We start from the raw sequence: 18,636 nt of genomic DNA, 5'->3' as shown, positions 1-18,636 counted from the left end.
CACAGCGGTTTTGCTGACTAGGGGGCCTTGGCCGATGACTGCGCAGAACGATGTAGACGCTACTGCGCTCGATCAGGCGCAGACCCAGGACAGCGGGCTGGACCTGACCGCGTGCGACCGCGAGCCGATCCACATTCCGGGGTCGATTCAGCCGCACGGCCTGTTGCTGGTCGCCGATCCGGCGTCGCTGACGATCGTCGCGGGGGCGGGCGATATCGAAGGGCGGCTGGCGGCAGAGTGGCTCGGTGCCGATCTTGCGCGGGTGTTGGCGCAGGCCGTGCCGGCGGACGACGTGGGGCCGGGGGGGATGGTCGGCGATCCGGTGATGGGATCCACCGAACGCTTCGAGGTGACGATCCACCGCAGCGGCGACTATCTGCTCGCCGAGCTCGAGCCGGTCGAGGCCGCGCCGATGACCGCGACGCAAATGCTCGGCCGGCTCAACCCGATGATCACGATGTTCGAGCGCGCGACCGATCTGAGCACGCTGTGCGACCGCGCCGCGATCGCGTTCCGCCAGCTTACCGGGTTCGACCGGGTGATGATCTATCGCTTTCTCGACGACGACGCCGGCCGCGTCGTGGCGGAGGACAAGGCCGTGGGCCTCGGTACTTTCCTCAACCATCATTTCCCGGCATCGGACATCCCGAAGCAGGCGCGCGCGCTGTACGTCCGCAACCGCACGCGGACGATCCCGACGATCGATTATGCGCCTGCCGTATTGCGCCCCGCCGGATTCGAGACGCTCGATCTGAGCGACGTGACGGTACGCAGCGTGTCGCCGATCCACCTGCGCTATCTCGCCAACATGGAGGTTGCGGCCTCCGCGTCGATCTCGATCGTCAAGGACGGGCTGCTGTGGGGCCTGATCGCCTGCCACAACGCCACGCCGCGCGGCCTGAGCCCCGACGTCCGCGCCGCATCGGCGACGCTGGCGAGCGGGCTCGCACGCCAGATCCGCGCGAAGGAAGAGGCCGAGATCTACCGCGAGCGCCTGCGGTTGCGCGGGGCCGAGGATGCGGTGGTCGCCAAGCTCGCGACCGAACCGGCGCCGCGCAGCATCGTCGTGACGTTGCGCGACGACCTGCGGCGGATGCTCGATGCCGATGGGTTCGCGTTCGTGCAGGGAACGATCGTCGATACCGACGGAGTCTGCCCCGCGCACGACGAAATCCGCGATCTCGTCGCCTGGGTCTGCGCGCGCAGCGGGATCGAACCGCTGGCGACGCACGAGCTCCCCTCGCTGCTGCCGCGTGCGGACGCCTATCGGGCCTGCGCCAGCGGGGTGCTGGCGATGCCGTTGATCGACGATGGCGCGATGCTGTTCTGGTTCCGCGCCGAACAGGCCGAGGAGGTCGAATGGGCGGGCAATCCGCACAAGGCGGTGTCGCTCGATCCGACCGCGGTGCTCACCCCGCGCACCTCGTTCCAGTCCTGGACCCAGGTCGTGTCGGGCCGGTCGCGCCGCTGGACGCTGGAGGAGATCGAGGCTGCGCACCGCCTGCGCCGCGCATTCCACGACGCGCATATCAACCAGCGGCTGCGCCTGCTCAATGCGGATCTGCAGCGCACGCTCGCCGATAAGGACGTGCTGATCGCGCAGAAGGACGTCCTGATGAAGGAGGTCAACCACCGCGTCCAGAACAGCCTCCAGCTGGTCGCCGCGTTCCTCGCGCTCCAGGCGAAGGCGTCCGACGATGCCAAGGTAAAGGAGCATCTCGCCGAGGCGCAGGCGCGGCTTTCCGCGGTCGCGCTGGTGCACCGCCGGCTCTACCGCGACGATCAGGTCGAGTCGGTCGATCTCTCGCGCTATCTGGAGGAGCTTGCGGGCGACATGAAGACCTCGCTCGGCGCCGACTGGGCGGCGCAGATCCGGCTCGACCTCGCGCCGATCCTGGTGCCGACCGACCGTGCGGTGAATATCGGGCTGGTCCTCACCGAACTCGTCATCAACGCGAGCAAATATGCCTATGGCGGGCAGCCCGGGCCGATCCTGATCGCGCTCGAACAGCATCGCAACCGCCTCCGCCTGATCGTCGCCGACGATGGGTCGGGCAAGGTCGGGACGCGCGAGGGCTTCGGCAGCCGGATGATGAACGCGATCGTCGCCGGGCTGTCGGGCACGATCGAGCATGACGACAACATGCCCGGGCTGCGCGTGATCATGACCGCGCCGATCGTCGACACCGTCTGATCGGGCGGCCTGCCGGCGAACGCACGCTTGGGCGCGGCTGATATTTGCTCGGGCACCCGCGGGTTGAAGCTTTATGCTGCACCTGCGAGATAAACCGGATGATCGATACCGACCAAACCGTTGCCGACACCGCTGCTCCTCAGGTCAATGCGCGGCTCGCATTGCTCGCACTCGCGGTAGGCGGCTTCGCGATCGGGACCACCGAGTTCGCGGCGATGAGCCTGTTGCCGCAGTTCGCGCGTGGGCTCGGGATCGACGAGCCGACCGCGGGGCATGTCATCAGCGCCTACGCGCTTGGCGTCGTCGTCGGGGCGCCGACGATCGCGGTATTGGCGGCGAAGATCGAGCGGCGGGTGTTGCTGATCGGGTTGATGACTTTTCTTGGTATCGCCAACGGGTTGTCAGCGCTGGCGCCGACCTATCACACGATGTTGTTGGCTAGGTTCCTAAGCGGATTGCCGCATGGCGCGTATTTCGGCGTCGGATCGCTGGTCGCGGCGTCGATGGTGCCGCGCGAAAAGCGGTCGCGCGCGGTATCGCGGATGATGCTGGGGCTGACGATCGCGACGATCGCGGGGGTGCCGCTGGCGAACGGCATCGGCCAGTGGTTCGGCTGGCGTTGGGGTTTCGGGATCGTCGCGATCATTGCGGCGGCGACGGTGGCGATGCTGCTGAAGTTCGCGCCGGTCCTCCGGCCTGCGAAGGATGCGAGCCCGCTCGGGGAACTGGCCGCGTTGCGCAACGGGCAGGTGTGGCTGACGCTCGCGATCGGTGCGGTCGGCTTTGGCGGTATCTTCTGCGTCTACACCTATCTCGCCTCAACCTTGACCGAAGTGACGGGCGTATCGTCCGCGTTCACGCCCGTTGCGTTCGCGCTGTTCGGCGTCGGCATGACGATCGGGACTTTGGTTTGTGCGAAGGCGGCGGACGTGGCGCTGATGCCGGCGGCGGGGATCACGTTGCTGTTCGGGGCAGGCGCGCTCGCGCTCTACGCGCCGGCGACGCCGCATCTGTGGGCGATGCTGCCGGTGGTGGTGCTGATCGGGTGCGGCGGCGGGTTGTCGACGATCCTCCAGACGCGGCTGATGGATGTCGCGGAGGAGGCGCAGACCTTGGCGGCAGCGCTCAACCATTCCGCGTTCAATACGGCCAATGCGCTTGGGCCTTGGCTTGGTGGGCTGGCGATTGCGGGCGGGTATGGGTTGCCGTCGACCGGCTGGGTCGGGACCGCGTTGGCGCTGGGCGGGTTTGCGATCTGGGCGGTGTCTTGGGGACTGGATCGCCGGCGGGTTTGAGTACGTGCCCGCCGAGTACTGTTCTCCCGCGAAGGCGGGAGCCCAGGGTTACAGGCGGTGGCGCTGGTGACTTCTGGACCCCCGCCTTGGCGGGGGAACGGTTCATGTGGGGCGCTCGGGTTATCCTAACCACTACCACCCCGGCGAAGGCCGGGGCCCAATTGGGGGGACGGTGCTAACTACGGGCAGTGCTCCGTTACTGCAGCCTTGCCAATTGGGCCCCGGCCTTCGCCGGGGTGGGGCTTGTCAGTCCGGGGTGGTGTTTTCGTGGGTCAGAGAGGGGCCGGATGGTCATGCCGCCAGCCCCTCCAATCACCGCGCGATGTCGCGCTTGGCGAGCTGCTTGTTCAACCCCAGCGCGATCAGCGTGAATACCGCACCCGAGAACAGGTACGCGCCGCTAGCCGCCAGTCCAAGCTTGCTCGTCAGCAGAAGCGCCGCCAGCGGAGCAAACCCGGCACCGAACAGCCACGCCAGATCGGTCGTCAGCGCCGAGCCGGTATAACGATGCTGCGGCGACAGGCTCGACGCGATCGCGCCCGAGGACTGGCCGAACGACAGCCCAAACAGCAGGAAGCCGATCCCCATGAACAGGCGCTCGCCGATCTCGCCGCCATCGAGTAGCGACGGCGCTGCGATCGCGAACAGCGCGATCAGCACCGCGATCGTGCCCAGCATCGTGCGACGACCGAAGCGGTCCGCGAGCAGCCCCGACACCAGCATCGCGCCAAGCCCTATCACCGCCCCGATGACCTCGACCACGAGGAAGCGACCTGCCGATTCACGCGTGAACAGCACGACCCACGACAGCGGGAACACCGTCACCATGTGGAACAGCGCGAAGCTCGCGAGCGGCACGAACGAACCGAGCCAGATCGCCTTCCATTGCGACTGCACGGTCTCGATCACCGGTGCAGGCTCGAGTTCGCGCTTCGCGTACATCTCTTCGAACTCGGGCGTCACCACCAGGCGGAGGCGTGCGAACAGGGCCACGACATTGATCGCGAACGCCACGAAGAACGGATAGCGCCAACCCCAGGCGAAGAAATCCTCGGTCGGTAGTGCGGCAACGAAGAACGCGAACAGGCCGCTCGCGACCAGCAAGCCGATCGGCGCCCCCAGCTGCGGCAGCATTGCGTACCAGCCGCGATGCTTTTCCGGCGAATTGAGCGACAGCAGCGAAGCGAGACCGTCCCACGCGCCGCCAAGCGCGACGCCTTGGCCAATGCGGAGAAGCGCGAGGATCGCCACCGACCAGTTGCCGACCTGATCATAGCCGGGGATGAACCCCATCGCGACCGTCGAGGTGCCGAGCAGGAACAACGAGATCGTCAGCTTGACGCTGCGGCCGTACGCGCGATCGACCGCGATGAAGATGATCGAGCCGATCGGGCGGGCGATGAACGCCAGCGCGAACACCGCGAACGAATACAGCGTGCCCTGCAATCGGTCGACATACGGGAAGACCAGGGTCGGGAACACGAGCACCGAGGCGATCGCATACACGAAGAAGTCGAAGAATTCCGAGGTGCGGCCGATCACCACGCCGATCGCGATCACGCCGGGCGTGACGTGCTCGCCGTCGCTGTGGATACTGCGAGCATCGGCTTCGAAGCTCGTCTCGGGGATCGTGTTTGCACTCATTCTTCAACTCGCTCTTCAGGGCGCGAACCCGATGATACGCTGTTCCGGCGGATACGGGCAGATATATTCCGTCCCAGTCCTCCGCGCCCAATGCGGGCAGGGGTGATCTATGCTAATCTTGGTAACGATAAAGCCATGCCGATGTTGCAGTGCAGCGCCCATTGGACAAATTGTCCACTGTAGCGCGGCGAAAGCGAGGCGTAGGGGGTCCGCATGATCGTTGAGAAAACCGTTTCCCGCGCGAAAAAATGGCTGGCCGTGCTGCCGCTTGCGCTGCTCACCAGCGGCTGCAACTGGGTCGTGATGTCCCCCTCGGGCGATATCGCAGTGCAACAGCGCGACCTCGTGCTGATCGCGACCGGGCTGATGCTGCTGATCATCGTCCCGGTGATCATTCTCACGCTTCTGTTCGCGTTCCGCTACCGCCAGGCGAACACCGAAGCCAAGTACGAGCCGAACTGGGATCACTCGGTCGGGCTCGAGCTGCTGATCTGGGGTATTCCCCTGCTGATCATCATCGCGCTCGGCGCGCTGACCTGGACCAGCACGCATCTGCTCGATCCGTATCGTCCGCTCGGCCGGATCAAGCCCGATGCGCCGACGCTCGCGAACAACGTTCCGGTCGGCAATCTGGTCGACAAGCAGCAGCTGGCGAACGGTGTCGGCAAGCCGCTCGAGGTGCAGGTGGTCGCGCTCGATTGGAAGTGGCTTTTCATCTATCCGGAATACGGCATCGCCACGGTCAATGAACTGGCCGCGCCGGTCGATCGTCCGATTCGTTTCCAGATGACCTCGTCGTCGGTGATGAACGCGTTCTACATCCCTGCGCTCGCCGGCATGATCTACACGATGCCCGGCATGCAGACGACGCTGAACGCGGTGATCAACAAGCCTGGCAACTACGAGGGCTTCTCGTCCAACTATAGCGGCGCGGGCTTCTCGGGGATGCGCTTCCGCTTCCACGGCGTCAGCGACGCGGGCTTCCAGGCCTGGGTCAACCAAGTGAAGCAGCGCGGCGGAGGTCTCAATCGCGCCAGCTATCTCCAACTGGAGAAGCCGAGCGAGAAGGTCCCGGTCCGCTATTACAATGCGGTCGAGCCGAACATGTTCAAGCTGGTCGTCGAACAGTGCGTCCAGCCCGGCAAGGTCTGCATGTCGCAGATGATGCACGGCGGTAAAGGCGGGGGGGACTCGCACGCCGGCATGGCGATGCCCGGGGTCAATGGCGGCAAGGGCCCGCAGGAGACCTCAGAGCGCGTCAAGGGTGCGTTGCTCAAGGACGCCGACGAAAAGGGAAGCGGCAACCACTGGACCGCGCCGGCCGACATAAAACAGGACGGCGCCAACAGCGCGCCCGGCTCGCAGTCCAACCGCAATCACACGATGTTGACCCCCTCCACCATGCCGGGCACGCGCCCCGTCGCGAACGGCTAGAGAAACCATCATGAACGACACCCTGTTGAAGACTATCTTCGGCCGCCTGACCCTGGAGTCGCTGCCGCTGCACGAACCGATCGTCGTCGCCACCTTCGCGATGGTGGCGATCGGCGGGCTCGGGCTCGTCGCCGCGCTGACCTATTTCAAGGTCTGGGGCTATCTCTGGAACGAGTGGTTCACGAGCGTGGACCACAAGAAGATCGGGATCATGTACATGATCCTCGCGATCGTCATGCTGCTGCGCGGGTTCTCCGACGCGATCATGATGCGTGCGCAGCAGGCGATGGCGTTCAACGGGTCCGAAGGATACCTGACCGCGCACCACTACGACCAGGTCTTCACGGCACACGGCGTGATCATGATTTTCTTCGTGGCGATGCCGATGGTCACGGGCCTGATGAACTATGTCGTCCCGCTCCAGATCGGTGCGCGCGACGTGTCGTTCCCGTTCCTCAACAATTTCAGCTTCTGGATGACCGCGGCGGGTGCCGTGATCGTCATGATGTCGCTGTTCATCGGTGAGTTCGCACGGACCGGCTGGCTCGCGATGCCGCCCCTCTCGGGACTGGCCTACTCGCCCGACGTCGGTGTCGATTACTATATCTGGGCCTTGCAGATCGCGGGCATCGGGACGTTGTTGTCCGGCGTCAATCTGGTGGCGACCATCGTCAAGATGCGCGCGCCCGGCATGACCATGATGAAGATGCCGATCTTCACCTGGACGTCGCTCTGCACCAACATCCTGATCGTCGCCGCCTTCCCGGTGCTGACCGCGGTGCTCGCGATGCTGTCGCTCGATCGCTACATCGGCACCGCGTTCTTCACGAACGACTCGGGCGGCAACCCGATGATGTACGTCAACCTGATCTGGATCTGGGGTCACCCCGAGGTCTACATTCTGGTCCTGCCGGCATTCGGCATCTTCTCGGAAGTCACCTCGACCTTCTCGGGCAAGCGCCTCTTCGGCTACAGCTCGATGGTCTATGCGACGCTCGTCATCACGATCCTCGCCTATCTCGTCTGGCTGCACCACTTCTTCACGATGGGCTCGGGCGCGAGCGTGAACTCGTTCTTCGGCATCACCACGATGATCATCTCGATCCCGACCGGGGCCAAGATCTTCAACTGGCTGTTCACGATGTACAAGGGCCGGATCCGGTTCGAACTGCCGATGATGTGGACGATCGCCTTCATGGTAACCTTCACGATCGGCGGCATGACCGGCGTGCTGCTCGCCGTCCCGCCCGCCGACTTCGTGCTGCACAACTCGCTGTTCTTGGTCGCGCATTTCCATAACGTGATCATCGGCGGCACTTTGTTCGGCATGTTCGCCGGCATCAACTACTGGTTCCCGAAGGCGTTCGGCTTCAAGCTGGACAAGAAGTGGGGCACGGTATCATTCTGGTGCTGGGTGGTCGGCTTCTACTTCGCGTTCATGCCGCTCTACGTGCTCGGCCTGATGGGCGTGACCCGCCGGATGCGCTATTTCGACGATCCGAACCTGCAGATCTGGTTCGTCATCGCCGCCTTCGGTGCAGCCCTGATCGCAGCCGGCATCGGTGCCTTCCTGCTCCAGATCTTCGTCAGCATCCGCAACCGCGAGGCGCTGGCCGATCACAGCGGCGATCCCTGGGGTGGCCGTACGCTCGAGTGGGCGACCTCGTCGCCGCCGCCGGAGTACAACTTCGCGTTCACGCCGATCGTCCACGACCTGGACGCCTGGTACGACATGAAGGAGCGCAAGCACGAGCGGCCTTTGACCGGCTTCAAGTCGATCCACATGCCGAGCGGCACCGGCACGGGCGTCGTGCTCGCCGGCCTCAGCGTGGCGTTCGGGTTCGCGATGATCTGGTACATCTGGTGGCTCGCCGGTCTGACGCTGGTCGGCATCTTCGCGACGACGATCTTCCACACCTTCAACTACAAGCGCGACTTCCACATCCCCGTCGAGGACGTGATCGCCAGCGAGGACGCGCGCACCCGCCAGCTCGCGACCCAGGGAGCCTGACGCGATGTCCGCAATACCGATGAAGGACGGCCTGAACGAGACCGAGAAGGTCTCGTTCTACGAGCTGGACGAGCACGAGCATCCCGAAGGCAGCAGCACGATGCTGGGCTTCTGGATGTACCTGATGAGCGATTGCCTCATCTTCGCGGTGCTGTTCGCGGCCTATGCCGTACTCGGCAACAGCTATGCCGGCGGCCCCAGCCCGAAGGAGATCTTCGAGCTGCCGCTGGTGGCGGTGAACACCGCGATGCTGCTGTTCTCGTCGATCACCTACGGCTTCGCGATGCTGTCGATGGAGGAAGGTCGCCAGCGCGTCATGCAGATGTGGCTGGCGTTCACCGGCCTGTTCGGCCTGTGCTTCCTGTCGATCGAAATGTACGAGTTCGCCAACCTCATCTATGAGGGTGCGGGCCCGACCCGCAGCGCGTTCCTGTCGTCGTTCTTCACGCTCGTCGGCACGCACGGCCTTCACGTCACGATGGGCTTCATCTGGCTCGTCACGCTGATGGTGCAGGTTCAGAAGCACGGGCTTATCGCGGCGAACAAGCGTCGCCTGATGTGCCTCAGCATGTTCTGGCATTTCCTCGACGTCATCTGGATCGGCGTCTTCACCTTCGTCTATCTGATGGGCACCCTACGATGAGCGACCCCCACGCAAACACGCACGACGCGCATGCGGATCACGATCATGCCGCCCACGGCACGCGCGGCAGCTACCTCAAGGGGTTCTTCCTCTCGGTCATCCTGACCGCGATCCCGTTCTGGATCGTCATGACCGACGCGTTCAAGGATCCGTCGACCGCCGCGCTCGTCGTGATGGTGTTCGCGGTCGCGCAGATCGTCGTCCACATGATCTACTTCCTGCACATGAGCGGCAAGTCGGAGGGCGGCTGGACGATGATGGCACTGATCTTCACGATCATCCTCGTCGTCATCACGCTCAGCGGATCGATCTGGGTGATGTACCACATGAACACGAACATGATGCCGATGCAGGCCGCGGCAGACATGTGATGAGAACGCGACCGGGCCCTGCCGTCTATGTCGCAGGCTTGGTCGCGCTGCTGTTGTTCGCCGGGTTCATGGCGCTCGGCATCTGGCAGGTCGAGCGCCGCACCTGGAAGCTCAACCTGATCGAACAGGTCGCGGCGCGCTCGCACGCCGCGCCGGTCGCACCGCCCGGACCCGCCTCCTGGAACGCGATCACCGCCACCACCGACGCTTATCGCCGTATCCGGCTCGACGGCACTTTCGATAACAATCGCGAAACGCTGGTCCGCGCAGCCACTGCACTCGGCAGCGGTTATTGGGTCGTGACGCCGTTGCGGACGGATCGCGGGTTCACCGTCCTCGTCAACCGCGGCTACGTCTCGCCCGAACAACGTGTCGTGCATACCAAGCCCAGCGGCCCCATCACGATCACCGGCTACCTCCGCATCACCGAGCCAGGCGGCGGCTTCCTGCGCCACAACGACCCCGCAACCGGCAAATGGTATTCGCGCGACGTCGCCGCGATCGCCAGCGCGCGCGGCCTGTCGAACGTCGCCCCCTATTTCGTCGACGCGGACAAATCGGGCACCGCGGCCCCGGTCGGCGGCCTGACGATCATCGCTTTCCCCAACAACCACTTGGTCTACATGCTGACCTGGTTCGCGCTCGCCGCCATGACGATCGGCGCATTCGTCGTGTTCGTCCGCCAGGATGCGCGGAAGCGGCGGGGGGCGGAATGACCTCGGAGGCGGCACGCCAGGGCTGGCAACGCTGGCTCGCGCTCGCCACCGCGCGCACCGACGCGACCGGCAACGCCAACATGCGCCAGCTGGTGACGCTGCGCTGGATCGCGGTCGCCGGCCAGTTCGTCACCATCTTGTTCGCGCGCTTCGGCCTCGGCTTCGACCTCCCGCTCGTGCCGATGATGGCGGCGCTCGCCGCCGCGGTCGGGCTCAACCTCGCGAGCATGCCGCTCTACGGCTGGCGCAAGGGCGCGAACATCCAGCTCCTGCTCGCGCTCCTGTTCGACGTCGGCTTGCTCACCACGCAGCTGTATCTGGCGGGCGGCGCGACCAACCCGTTCATCTCGCTCTATCTGCTCCACGTCGTGCTCGGCGCAGTGCTGCTCGATCGCTGGTCGAGCTGGGCGATCGTCGCCGTCACCGCCGCCTGTTTCGGCGTGCTCACGCTCTATTACCGTCCGCTGATCCTCCCCCCCGACTACAGCGGCGAGTATTTCCTGCTCTACACGATCGGCTCGCTGCTCTGCTTCATGCTGATCGCGACGCTGCTGATGCTGTTCATGACCCGCATCACCGGAAACTTGCGCGCCCGCGACACGCGCCTCGCCGACCTTCGCCAGCAGGCCGCTGAAGAGGATCACATCGTCCGCATGGGGCTCTTGGCATCCGGCGCTGCGCACGAACTCGGCACGCCGCTCGCATCGATCGCCGTGATTCTCGCCGACTGGCGCCGCATGCCGACGCTCGCACAGGACGCCGACCTCCAAGCCGAGATCGTCGAGATGCAGTCCGAGGTCCAGCGCTGCAAGGCGATCGTCACCGGCATTCTCCTGTCGGCCGGTGAAGCGCGCGGCGAAGCGCCCGAGATCATGCCGCTTCACCAACTCCTCGACGGAATCGTCGACGAATGGCGCGCGGTGCACCCGTCGGTCGATTTCGACTATACCACCCGAGTCGGCGACGATCCCCAGGTCGTGTCCGACCCCGCGCTCAAACAGGTGATCGCCAACGTGCTCGACAACGCCGCCGAAGCCTCGCCGCACTGGGTCGCCTTCCGCGGCGAACGCACCGACGGCGACCTCGCACTGATCGTCCGCGACCGCGGCCCCGGCTTCAGCGACGAACGCCTCGCGAGCTTCGGCAAACCCTACCAGTCGAGCAAGCGCGAACCCGGCCACGGCCTCGGCCTGTTCCTCGCGGTCAACGTCATGCGCAAGCTCGGCGGCGGCGTCTCCGTCGTGAACTGCGAAGGCGGCGGCGCGGAAGTCACGATCCGAATGCCCCTCTCCGCGATTGCCCTGTCATGACGGACACCAAACTCCTGGCGATCGTCGAGGACGACGAGACGTTCGCCCGCACGCTCCGCCGCTCATTCGAACGCCGCGGCTACGAAGTGATGCAGGCCGCCAGCCACGAGGAACTCGTCGAGCAACTGGCCGAGCGCACGCCCCGCTACGCCGTCGTCGACCTGAAGCTAGGCGGCGCGTCCGGCCTGGTCTGCGTCCAGACGCTCCACGCGCACGACCCCGAGATCCTCGTCGTCGTCCTCACCGGCTTCGCCAGCATCGCCACCGCGGTCGAGGCGATCAAGCTCGGCGCGTCGCACTACCTCGTCAAACCCTCGAACACCGACGACATCGAAGCCGCGTTCGACCGCACCGAGGGCAGCGTCGATACCGAACTCTCCGAGCGCCCGACCTCGATCAAGACGCTCGAATGGGAGCGTATCCACACCACGCTCGCCGAAACCGACTTCAACATCTCCGAGACCGCGCGCCGGCTCGGCATGCACCGCCGCACGCTCGCGCGAAAGCTCGAGAAGCGCCCGGTAAAATAGCCGCAACGCTTCGCCGAAGGCGCGCGTTGTCGTTCGATGCCAGTGCCCAAACCCTCGCGATTCTGGCAGCCGAAGCGACTGCTCGCGACCCCGTCCGCGCTGACCTGGGAGCACGGTGCCGAGATTGCCGCCCGCGCGACCGCGCTCGGCGTACCCGTCACGACGTTGCCGAGCGACCGCCTCAAGCTCGACTTCCCCGAAGACTCCCGCCGCGCCTATGCCGAAGCCAAGGCAACGCTGGCGCTGGTCGTCGCGCCACCCTCGAAGCGTAAGCTCCAGCCGATCGCCCCCAGCGCCGACTGGCGGATCGACCTCGCCGAGGGCTGCCCTGCGCATTGCGGCTATTGCTACCTCGCCGGCTCGCTCAAAGGCCCGCCTATCACCCGCGTCTACGCGAACCTGCCCGAGATCCTCGCCGAACTCCCCGCACATCTCGGCCAGGGCACTGTAACCTCGCGCTCGACCGCCCGAGCGCATGAAGGCACGACGTTCGAGGCCTCATGCTACACCGACCCCCTCGGCATCGAGCACGTCACCGGATCGCTCTCCGCACTGATTGCGCATTTCGGCGCGTGGGAAGCCGACGTGCAACTCCGCTTCACCACCAAGTTCGACGCAGTCGAGCCTTTGCTGAAGCTAGACCATCGCGGCCGCACCCGCATGCGCGCCTCGATCAACCCCGCCGCCTATGCGCGCTTCGAAGGCGGCACGAGCCCCGTCGCCGCCCGGCTGGTAGCGCTCCGGAAAATGGCGGACGCCGGCTACAAGATCGGCCTGACCGTCGCCCCGATCATCGCCGCCGAAGGCTGGCGCGAAGCCTATGGCGACTTGCTCGCAGAAGCGGGCAGGGTGCTCGCCAACGTCCCCGACGTGACGATCGAATTGATCACCCACCGCTACACCCCCGGCTCGAAGGCAGTGCTCGAAACCTGGTACCCCGGCTCGTCGCTCGACCTCAGCATGGCCAACCGAACCGAGAAACGCACAAAGTTCGGCTCGGTCAAATACGTCTACGACGCCGACACGATGCGCGCGCTCCGCAGCTTCTTCCAGGACGAGATCGCCGCCAAGCTTCCGCAGGCCCGTATTCTCTACTGGACCTGACCGCCGCGCCAACCGGCAACGCAGCGTTGCCATTCGCGGCCTTCCGGTCGCCGCCATCGCCGCCTACCTCGAGACCATGACAAACACCCGCCAGCCAACGCTCTTCATCCCGCACGGCGGCGGGCCCTGTTTCTTCATGGACGACCAAGCGGGAAACTGGACCGGCATGGCCGCGTACCTCCGGTCGATCGCCGCCTCGCTGCCCGAAAAGCCCAAGGCGATCCTCGTCGTCTCCGGCCACTGGGAAACGCGCGGCTTTGCGTTCAGCGGCGCCGTAACGCCGCCGCTGATCTACGATTACGGCGGCTTCCCCGCGCATACCTACGAGTTGCGCTACGACGCGCCCGGCGATCCTGCCTTGGCCGCCCGCGCCGCCGACCTGCTCCGCGAAGCCGGCCTGACCGCCAATGTCGACCCCACGCGCGGCCTCGATCACGGCGTCTTCATCCCAATGAAGGTCGCGTTCCCCGACGCCGATATTCCGGTCGTCGAGATGTCGGTCGACCGCGATCTCGACCCCACGTTGCACGCCGCCGCCGGCCGCGCACTCGCCCCGTTACGCGATGAAGGCGTCCTGATCGTCGGCTCGGGCATGAGCTTCCACAATATGCGCGGTTACGGCGACCCCCGCTTCACCGCGCCGTCCGAAGCCTTCGACCAATGGCTGACCGCCGCAGTCAAGTCCGAACCGACCGCCCGGGCGGCAGCGTTAGCCGGCTGGGCCGAAGCCCCCGCCGGCCGCCTCTCGCACCCCCGCGAAGAGCATCTCCTCCCGCTGATGGTCGCCGCCGGCGCCTCCGACCAGTCCGGTACGCAAGTCTACAACGAGCACGTCCTGCAAACCGCAATCTCCGGCTACCGCTTCAATTAAAGGAATTCCCATGGCCCTTCCCGTCCTGCTCGCGATCTCAGGCAGCCTGCGCCGCGGCTCGTACAATACCGCGATCCTGACCACGCTTGGCGAAGCGATCACCGACAAGGCAGCGCTGACGGTCTTCGCGCTGAACGACGTCCCGCTCTACGACCAGGACGCCGATACCGACACGCCACCCGCCGCCGTCGCAGCGCTGCGCGCGGCAATAGGCGCCGCCGACGGGATCGTCATCGCCTCCCCCGAATACAACCACGGCATGTCCGGCGTCCTGAAGAACGCGCTCGACTGGGCCTCGCGCCCGCATGGCAAGGCGACACTGACGGGCAAGCCGGTCTTCACGCTCACCTCGTCACCCGGCGCAGTCGGCGGCGCACGCGCCCACGCGCAACTGAACGAGACGCTGGCCTCGATCGGCGCACGCACCGTCCTGCGTCCACAAGCCGTTGTCGGCGCCGTGCACGAGAAGATCGCCGATGGTCGCCTGACCGACCAGCGCACGCTCAACTTCCTTGTGGCCGGCATAGACGATTTGCTCGCCGACATCGCGCGGCCCACCACCGCCGACCGCGAGGCCTCCTGACATGCGCCACGCCCTCAACCAGTATCCCGCCCAGCGCGACGACATCGCCGACCTGGTGACACGACGGCCGCTACCGGGTCCCGGCCTGCCGCAGGTCGATCCGTTCCTGTTCCTCAACCATCACGGGCCCCAGACCTACCGCGCCGGCAATAGCGGCCTCCCGTTCGGCCCGCATCCGCACCGCGGGTTCGAGACGGTCAGCTTCATCCTCGAGGGCGAGATGGCGCATCTCGACAGCGGTGGCCACGAGAGCGTCATCCGCGCAGGCGGCGTCCAGTGGATGACCGCCGGCTCGGGCCTGATCCATGCGGAGATTTCGTCTGCGTCGTTCAAGCGCGACGGCGGCCCGCTCGAGATCCTGCAACTCTGGGTCAATCTCCCCGGCCGGCTCAAGATGACCAAGCCCGCCTATACCGGCCTCCAGCGCGAGGACATTCCCGCGATCCCGGTCGAGGGTGGCACCGTGAACCTGATCTCCGGCACGTTTGCCGGACGACAGGGCCCGATCGAATCCCTGACCGACGTCGCGATGATGACGATCGAACTCGAAGCCGGCGCCAAGGTCGACCTACCAGCCCCAACCGGCCGCGCGGTCTTCTTCTACGTCGTCGCCGGCGCCCCCACGGCCAACGGCACGCCGATCAATCCGCACCACCTCGCAACGTTCGGCAACCAGGGCGACATCATCACCGTCACGACCGAGGCCCCCGCCACGATCCTCTACGGCCACGCCGACCCGATCGGCGAACCCGTCGTCTCCCACGGCCCCTTCGTCATGAACACCCGCGAAGAGATCGTCCGCGCGATCGAGGACTATAACGCCGGCCTGTTCGGCAAGCCGCCCGTCATTCGCTAGGGCGCTTTACGCACCGGGGGCAGCGCGGCACAGATGTCGGCGCCCCCGGCAGGCACCGTAAAGAACGGCCCCGCCCGGTTCTCCCGCGAGGCGATCCACGCCACGAACCGCGCATTATCCGCCGCGCGATACTCGAAACGCGGTCGCTCGGCGGCGGGCAGTTCGCTCGCAAGGCGTGCGGACACGATCGGGCTGCGCTCGCCGACGGTCTTGTAGAACCCCAAATCCCCCGTCCCGCGCGGTAGCGACGACAGCCACTCGACCCCGTCGATCACGCGCCCGACCACCGCGATGTTCCGGTCGAGCGCACGCGGCGAATGCCCGATCACGGTATACAGCTCAGCGCCACTCCCCGTGCTCGGCGCCAGATCGCGCGCGACGCCGACCATCCCGTAGCAATGCGGCACCCACTCGGTCGCGCCATTGCCGGCGAGCGGCCACCCGTCGCGACTATACCCCGCCCATTCCGCATAAGGATCGCGCTGCGAAAGCCGCGCCACGGTGGTCGGTCCGGCATGCGAGTATTCCGCCGGCGGGTTGGCCACGACACCCGCGACCAACGGTTTCTTCTCCGTCGCATCGCCCCATTGCGCGACGTAATTGTCCTGCAACCGGTAGACGCTCGTCCCAGCATCCCACCAATGCGCACGCGCCAACTTGCGTATGTTCGCGACGTGCACCGGCGCATAGCGAGGCGCCAGCCGCACGGTAAACCGGTGCCCATTGGCCAGGGTGAACACCATGAGTTCGTCGTCCGGCACCGCGACCCAGTCCGCCGGCACCGGATCGGACGGGAGCGTCGCGGCGGCCGGAACGGCTTGCGCAAGCATGGCGGCAAGAAGGATATTCAACATCCCCGCAGAGTGCCCGAGGCCGTCCCCGCACGCAATCGCTTGCGCGCGCGCGAAACCCGCACTAGCAGACCCGCTTCCAGAGCAATGCGGAGCGGTGGCCGAGTGGTCGAAGGCGCTCGCCTGGAAAGTGAGTATACGTCAAAAGCGTATCGTGGGTTCGAATCCCACCCGCTCCGCCACCCCCATGCGCAAGCCATTGTTTTGCATGGATTTTGGAATCATTGGGGTTCCTATGCCTCAGTCCGTCCGACGTAATTAAATGCGTCTCTTGACGCCGCAGGCATCCGGCAGCGCCCGGGACTTATTCGCTGATCGACAGTAGCGGTTCGGTTCACAACCTCGGACGCACACGGAACATGCGGCAGCGATTACGCGCGCATTGGACCGCAAACCATAATTTGGCGTCATTCGCGTCCAAACCAGCACGAAGGGAACCAAGGATTGTAGCCTCCGATACAAAGACGAGATCACTCGCGGCGCCACACGCTGGCGAGATATTTGGAGCGTGCTTTCGCCGACACGTTGATGCGGTATCAGCGATGATGGTGAGGTTCCTGTCGGTCGCTGATCCTATCGACCGATGCCTGTCGGAGCTCTATGCCTTGCTGGAACTCAATATGCCTCTGGACAAATTCGACACGCACTGATGACACAAGAGGCGACACTGCCGTGCCTCGTCGGGTATGGCCCGAAACGGCAACTGAATTGGTCCACTACTACCCGTTCAAAAGGGGCCGGTAATATAGAAACCGGACATCTGATAACGACGTCTGAAGCCTGCATGAACAGATAAGGCATAGGCGTATGGCTCGGCCACTCGGACCGACCACTTCGAGCTCTGTCGTCAGCCAGCAATCGCATGCGATCTTTGCGAGCCGCGCTTGTCTGCACTAGGTTCACCCCGAACTGAGCCATAACCGCGATGCGTCGAGGACAGCGGACGTCATTGTACGGCCTGGTTATTGCCATCGCCCGCTGGCTCATCGGGAGCTTAGGCCTTTCGGACACAAAGGAAATCGCGATAGCCGGATTTAGTCGTGAGCGCTGAAACAGTTCGTCGCTGCTTTATTAGGCCAGTCATCTGGTACCGGCTCATATCGTGACCGAGAAATTCATCGCATTACGGTGAACCGGGCTGCTCCTAGTTGATGCCGCTACCGCAGGGGGAACACCTTCACCACCGTTGCCGCGTTCGAAAATAGGCCATATAGGAGATGCTATATCATCGCATAGGACTCGCTCAGTGTCATCATCGACCATCCCCGTCACCGTACTCACCGGCTATCTGGGCGCGGGCAAGACGACGCTCCTGAACCGCATCCTCAGCGAAAATCATGGCCGGAAATATGCGGTCATCGTCAATGAATTCGGCGAGATCGGCATCGACAACGACCTGATCGTCGACGCCGACGAAGAGGTGTTCGAGATGAACAACGGGTGCATCTGCTGCACCGTCCGTGGCGACCTGATCCGCATCATCGAGGGGCTGATGAAGCGCAAGGACGGCTTCGATGCGATCATCATCGAGACCACCGGCCTCGCCGATCCCGCGCCCGTTGCGCAGACCTTCTTCATGGACGACGACGTGCGCGCCCGGGCGAGCCTCGATGCGATCGTGACCGTGGTCGATGCGCGCCATGTCCTCGCCCGGCTGGAGGACAGCCATGAGGCCGAGGAGCAGATCGCGTTTGCCGACGTGATCCTGCTCAACAAGACCGATCTGGTGACCGCGCAGGAGCTTGAGGTGGTGCGCCAGCGCGTCCGCACGATCAACGGCCAGGCGCGGTTGCACGAGACGCAGAACTGCGTCGTACCGCTCGAGGAGGTGCTGGAGCGCGGCGCGTTCGACCTCGACCGGATCCTCGAGATCGAACCCGATTTCCTGTCCGAGGACGATCACGAGCATGACGATACGATCACCTCGGTATCGCTGAGTTCGGCGACGGCGATCCGGCCCGAGCTGTTCATGCCGTGGTTGCGCAACCTGGCCGCGGTCCAGGGACAGGACATCCTGCGGCTGAAGGGCGTGCTGTCGTTCCCCGACGAGGACCAACGCTATGTCGTGCAGGGCGTCCACATGCTGCTCGACGGCAATCATCAGCGCGACTGGAAGCCGGACGAGGTCCGCACCAGCCGGATGGTGTTCATCGGCCGCAACCTCGATCCGGTCGCCTTGCGCGCCGGGTTCGAGGCCTGCGCGGTTCCTGCCAACCGATGATC

General features: G+C 65.2%; 16 protein-coding genes and 1 tRNA gene. 15 read left to right on the top strand and 2 right to left on the bottom strand.

The window, feature by feature from the left end; all coding sequences use genetic code 11:
* Positions 1 to 34: 34 nt before the first annotated feature.
* On the top strand, positions 35 to 2,194 hold the full coding sequence (locus tag C8J43_RS02410) for a histidine kinase dimerization/phosphoacceptor domain -containing protein (RefSeq protein ID WP_133029575.1): 2,160 nt from the start codon (positions 35 to 37) through the stop codon (positions 2,192 to 2,194).
* Between the two features lie 98 nt (positions 2,195 to 2,292).
* Positions 2,293 to 3,489: an MFS transporter gene (locus tag C8J43_RS02405; protein ID WP_133029574.1), complete on the top strand. Its 1,197-nt coding sequence runs from the start codon at positions 2,293 to 2,295 to the stop codon at positions 3,487 to 3,489.
* 312 nt (positions 3,490 to 3,801) lie between these two features.
* Here the strand turns inward: C8J43_RS02405 and C8J43_RS02400 are convergent, their stop codons facing one another.
* A complete protein-coding gene (locus tag C8J43_RS02400; RefSeq protein WP_133029573.1) occupies positions 3,802 to 5,133 on the bottom strand; it encodes an MFS transporter in 1,332 nt (443 codons plus the stop codon).
* Positions 5,134 to 5,346: 213 nt separating this feature from the next.
* On the opposite strand from C8J43_RS02400, the gene C8J43_RS02395 reads away from it, so the two are divergent.
* The 11 genes from C8J43_RS02395 to C8J43_RS02345 all read left to right on the top strand — a co-directional run bounded on the left by C8J43_RS02395 (position 5,347) and on the right by C8J43_RS02345 (position 15,562).
* The gene (locus C8J43_RS02395; protein WP_133029572.1) at positions 5,347 to 6,567 is read left to right on the top strand and encodes a ubiquinol oxidase subunit II; all 1,221 of its coding nucleotides are present in this window, start codon (positions 5,347 to 5,349) and stop codon (positions 6,565 to 6,567) included.
* Between the two features lie 10 nt (positions 6,568 to 6,577).
* Entirely contained in the window at positions 6,578 to 8,578 is a 2,001-nt protein-coding gene (cyoB, locus tag C8J43_RS02390; RefSeq protein ID WP_133029571.1) for a cytochrome o ubiquinol oxidase subunit I, read from the top strand.
* A gap of 4 nt (positions 8,579 to 8,582) precedes the next feature.
* A complete protein-coding gene (gene cyoC, locus C8J43_RS02385; RefSeq protein ID WP_243645372.1) occupies positions 8,583 to 9,221 on the top strand; it encodes a cytochrome o ubiquinol oxidase subunit III in 639 nt (212 codons plus the stop codon).
* Positions 9,218 to 9,592: a cytochrome o ubiquinol oxidase subunit IV gene (gene cyoD / locus C8J43_RS02380; protein ID WP_107963931.1), complete on the top strand. Its 375-nt coding sequence runs from the start codon at positions 9,218 to 9,220 to the stop codon at positions 9,590 to 9,592. The genes cyoC and cyoD overlap by 4 nt, the downstream gene beginning before the upstream one ends.
* The gene (locus C8J43_RS02375; protein WP_133029570.1) at positions 9,592 to 10,308 is read left to right on the top strand and encodes an SURF1 family protein; all 717 of its coding nucleotides are present in this window, start codon (positions 9,592 to 9,594) and stop codon (positions 10,306 to 10,308) included. Before cyoD ends, C8J43_RS02375 begins: the two co-directional genes overlap by 1 nt.
* 80 nt (positions 10,309 to 10,388) lie before the next feature.
* The gene (locus tag C8J43_RS02370; protein ID WP_197983044.1) at positions 10,389 to 11,618 is read left to right on the top strand and encodes an ATP-binding protein; all 1,230 of its coding nucleotides are present in this window, start codon (positions 10,389 to 10,391) and stop codon (positions 11,616 to 11,618) included.
* Positions 11,615 to 12,148, top strand: coding sequence for a response regulator transcription factor (locus tag C8J43_RS02365; RefSeq protein WP_133029569.1), 534 nt, complete (start codon positions 11,615 to 11,617; stop codon positions 12,146 to 12,148). The genes C8J43_RS02370 and C8J43_RS02365 overlap by 4 nt, the downstream gene beginning before the upstream one ends.
* 36 nt (positions 12,149 to 12,184) lie before the next feature.
* Positions 12,185 to 13,252 (top strand): spore photoproduct lyase family protein, encoded by a 1,068-nt coding sequence (locus tag C8J43_RS02360; protein WP_133029568.1) that lies wholly within the window; start codon positions 12,185 to 12,187, stop codon positions 13,250 to 13,252.
* 76 nt (positions 13,253 to 13,328) lie between these two features.
* Positions 13,329 to 14,123, top strand: a complete 795-nt coding sequence (locus tag C8J43_RS02355; protein WP_133029567.1) for a class III extradiol ring-cleavage dioxygenase — start codon at positions 13,329 to 13,331, stop codon at positions 14,121 to 14,123.
* A 10-nt stretch (positions 14,124 to 14,133) separates the two neighbouring features.
* Complete coding sequence (locus tag C8J43_RS02350; RefSeq protein ID WP_133029566.1) at positions 14,134 to 14,706, top strand: NAD(P)H-dependent oxidoreductase; 573 nt, start codon at positions 14,134 to 14,136, stop codon at positions 14,704 to 14,706.
* A gap of 1 nt (position 14,707) precedes the next feature.
* The gene (locus C8J43_RS02345; protein WP_133029565.1) at positions 14,708 to 15,562 is read left to right on the top strand and encodes a pirin family protein; all 855 of its coding nucleotides are present in this window, start codon (positions 14,708 to 14,710) and stop codon (positions 15,560 to 15,562) included.
* Here the strand turns inward: C8J43_RS02345 and C8J43_RS02340 are convergent.
* On the bottom strand, positions 15,559 to 16,416 hold the full coding sequence (locus C8J43_RS02340; protein ID WP_133029564.1) for a peptidylprolyl isomerase: 858 nt from the start codon (positions 16,414 to 16,416) through the stop codon (positions 15,559 to 15,561). The genes C8J43_RS02345 and C8J43_RS02340 overlap by 4 nt on opposite strands.
* Before the next feature lie 88 nt (positions 16,417 to 16,504).
* Between C8J43_RS02340 and C8J43_RS02335 the strand changes: the two genes are divergently transcribed.
* Positions 16,505 to 16,595 (top strand) — tRNA-Ser (locus tag C8J43_RS02335).
* A 1,064-nt stretch (positions 16,596 to 17,659) separates the two neighbouring features.
* Positions 17,660 to 18,634: a GTP-binding protein gene (locus C8J43_RS02330; protein ID WP_165899527.1), complete on the top strand. Its 975-nt coding sequence runs from the start codon at positions 17,660 to 17,662 to the stop codon at positions 18,632 to 18,634.
* Positions 18,635 to 18,636: the final 2 nt, after the last annotated feature.

This window comes from Sphingomonas sp. PP-CE-1G-424, from assembly GCF_004341085.1.
GTDB lineage: Bacteria > Pseudomonadota > Alphaproteobacteria > Sphingomonadales > Sphingomonadaceae > Sphingomonas.
The sequence above is the reverse complement of the archived record's forward strand: the minus strand, read 5'-3'. Positions and strand labels throughout refer to the sequence as shown.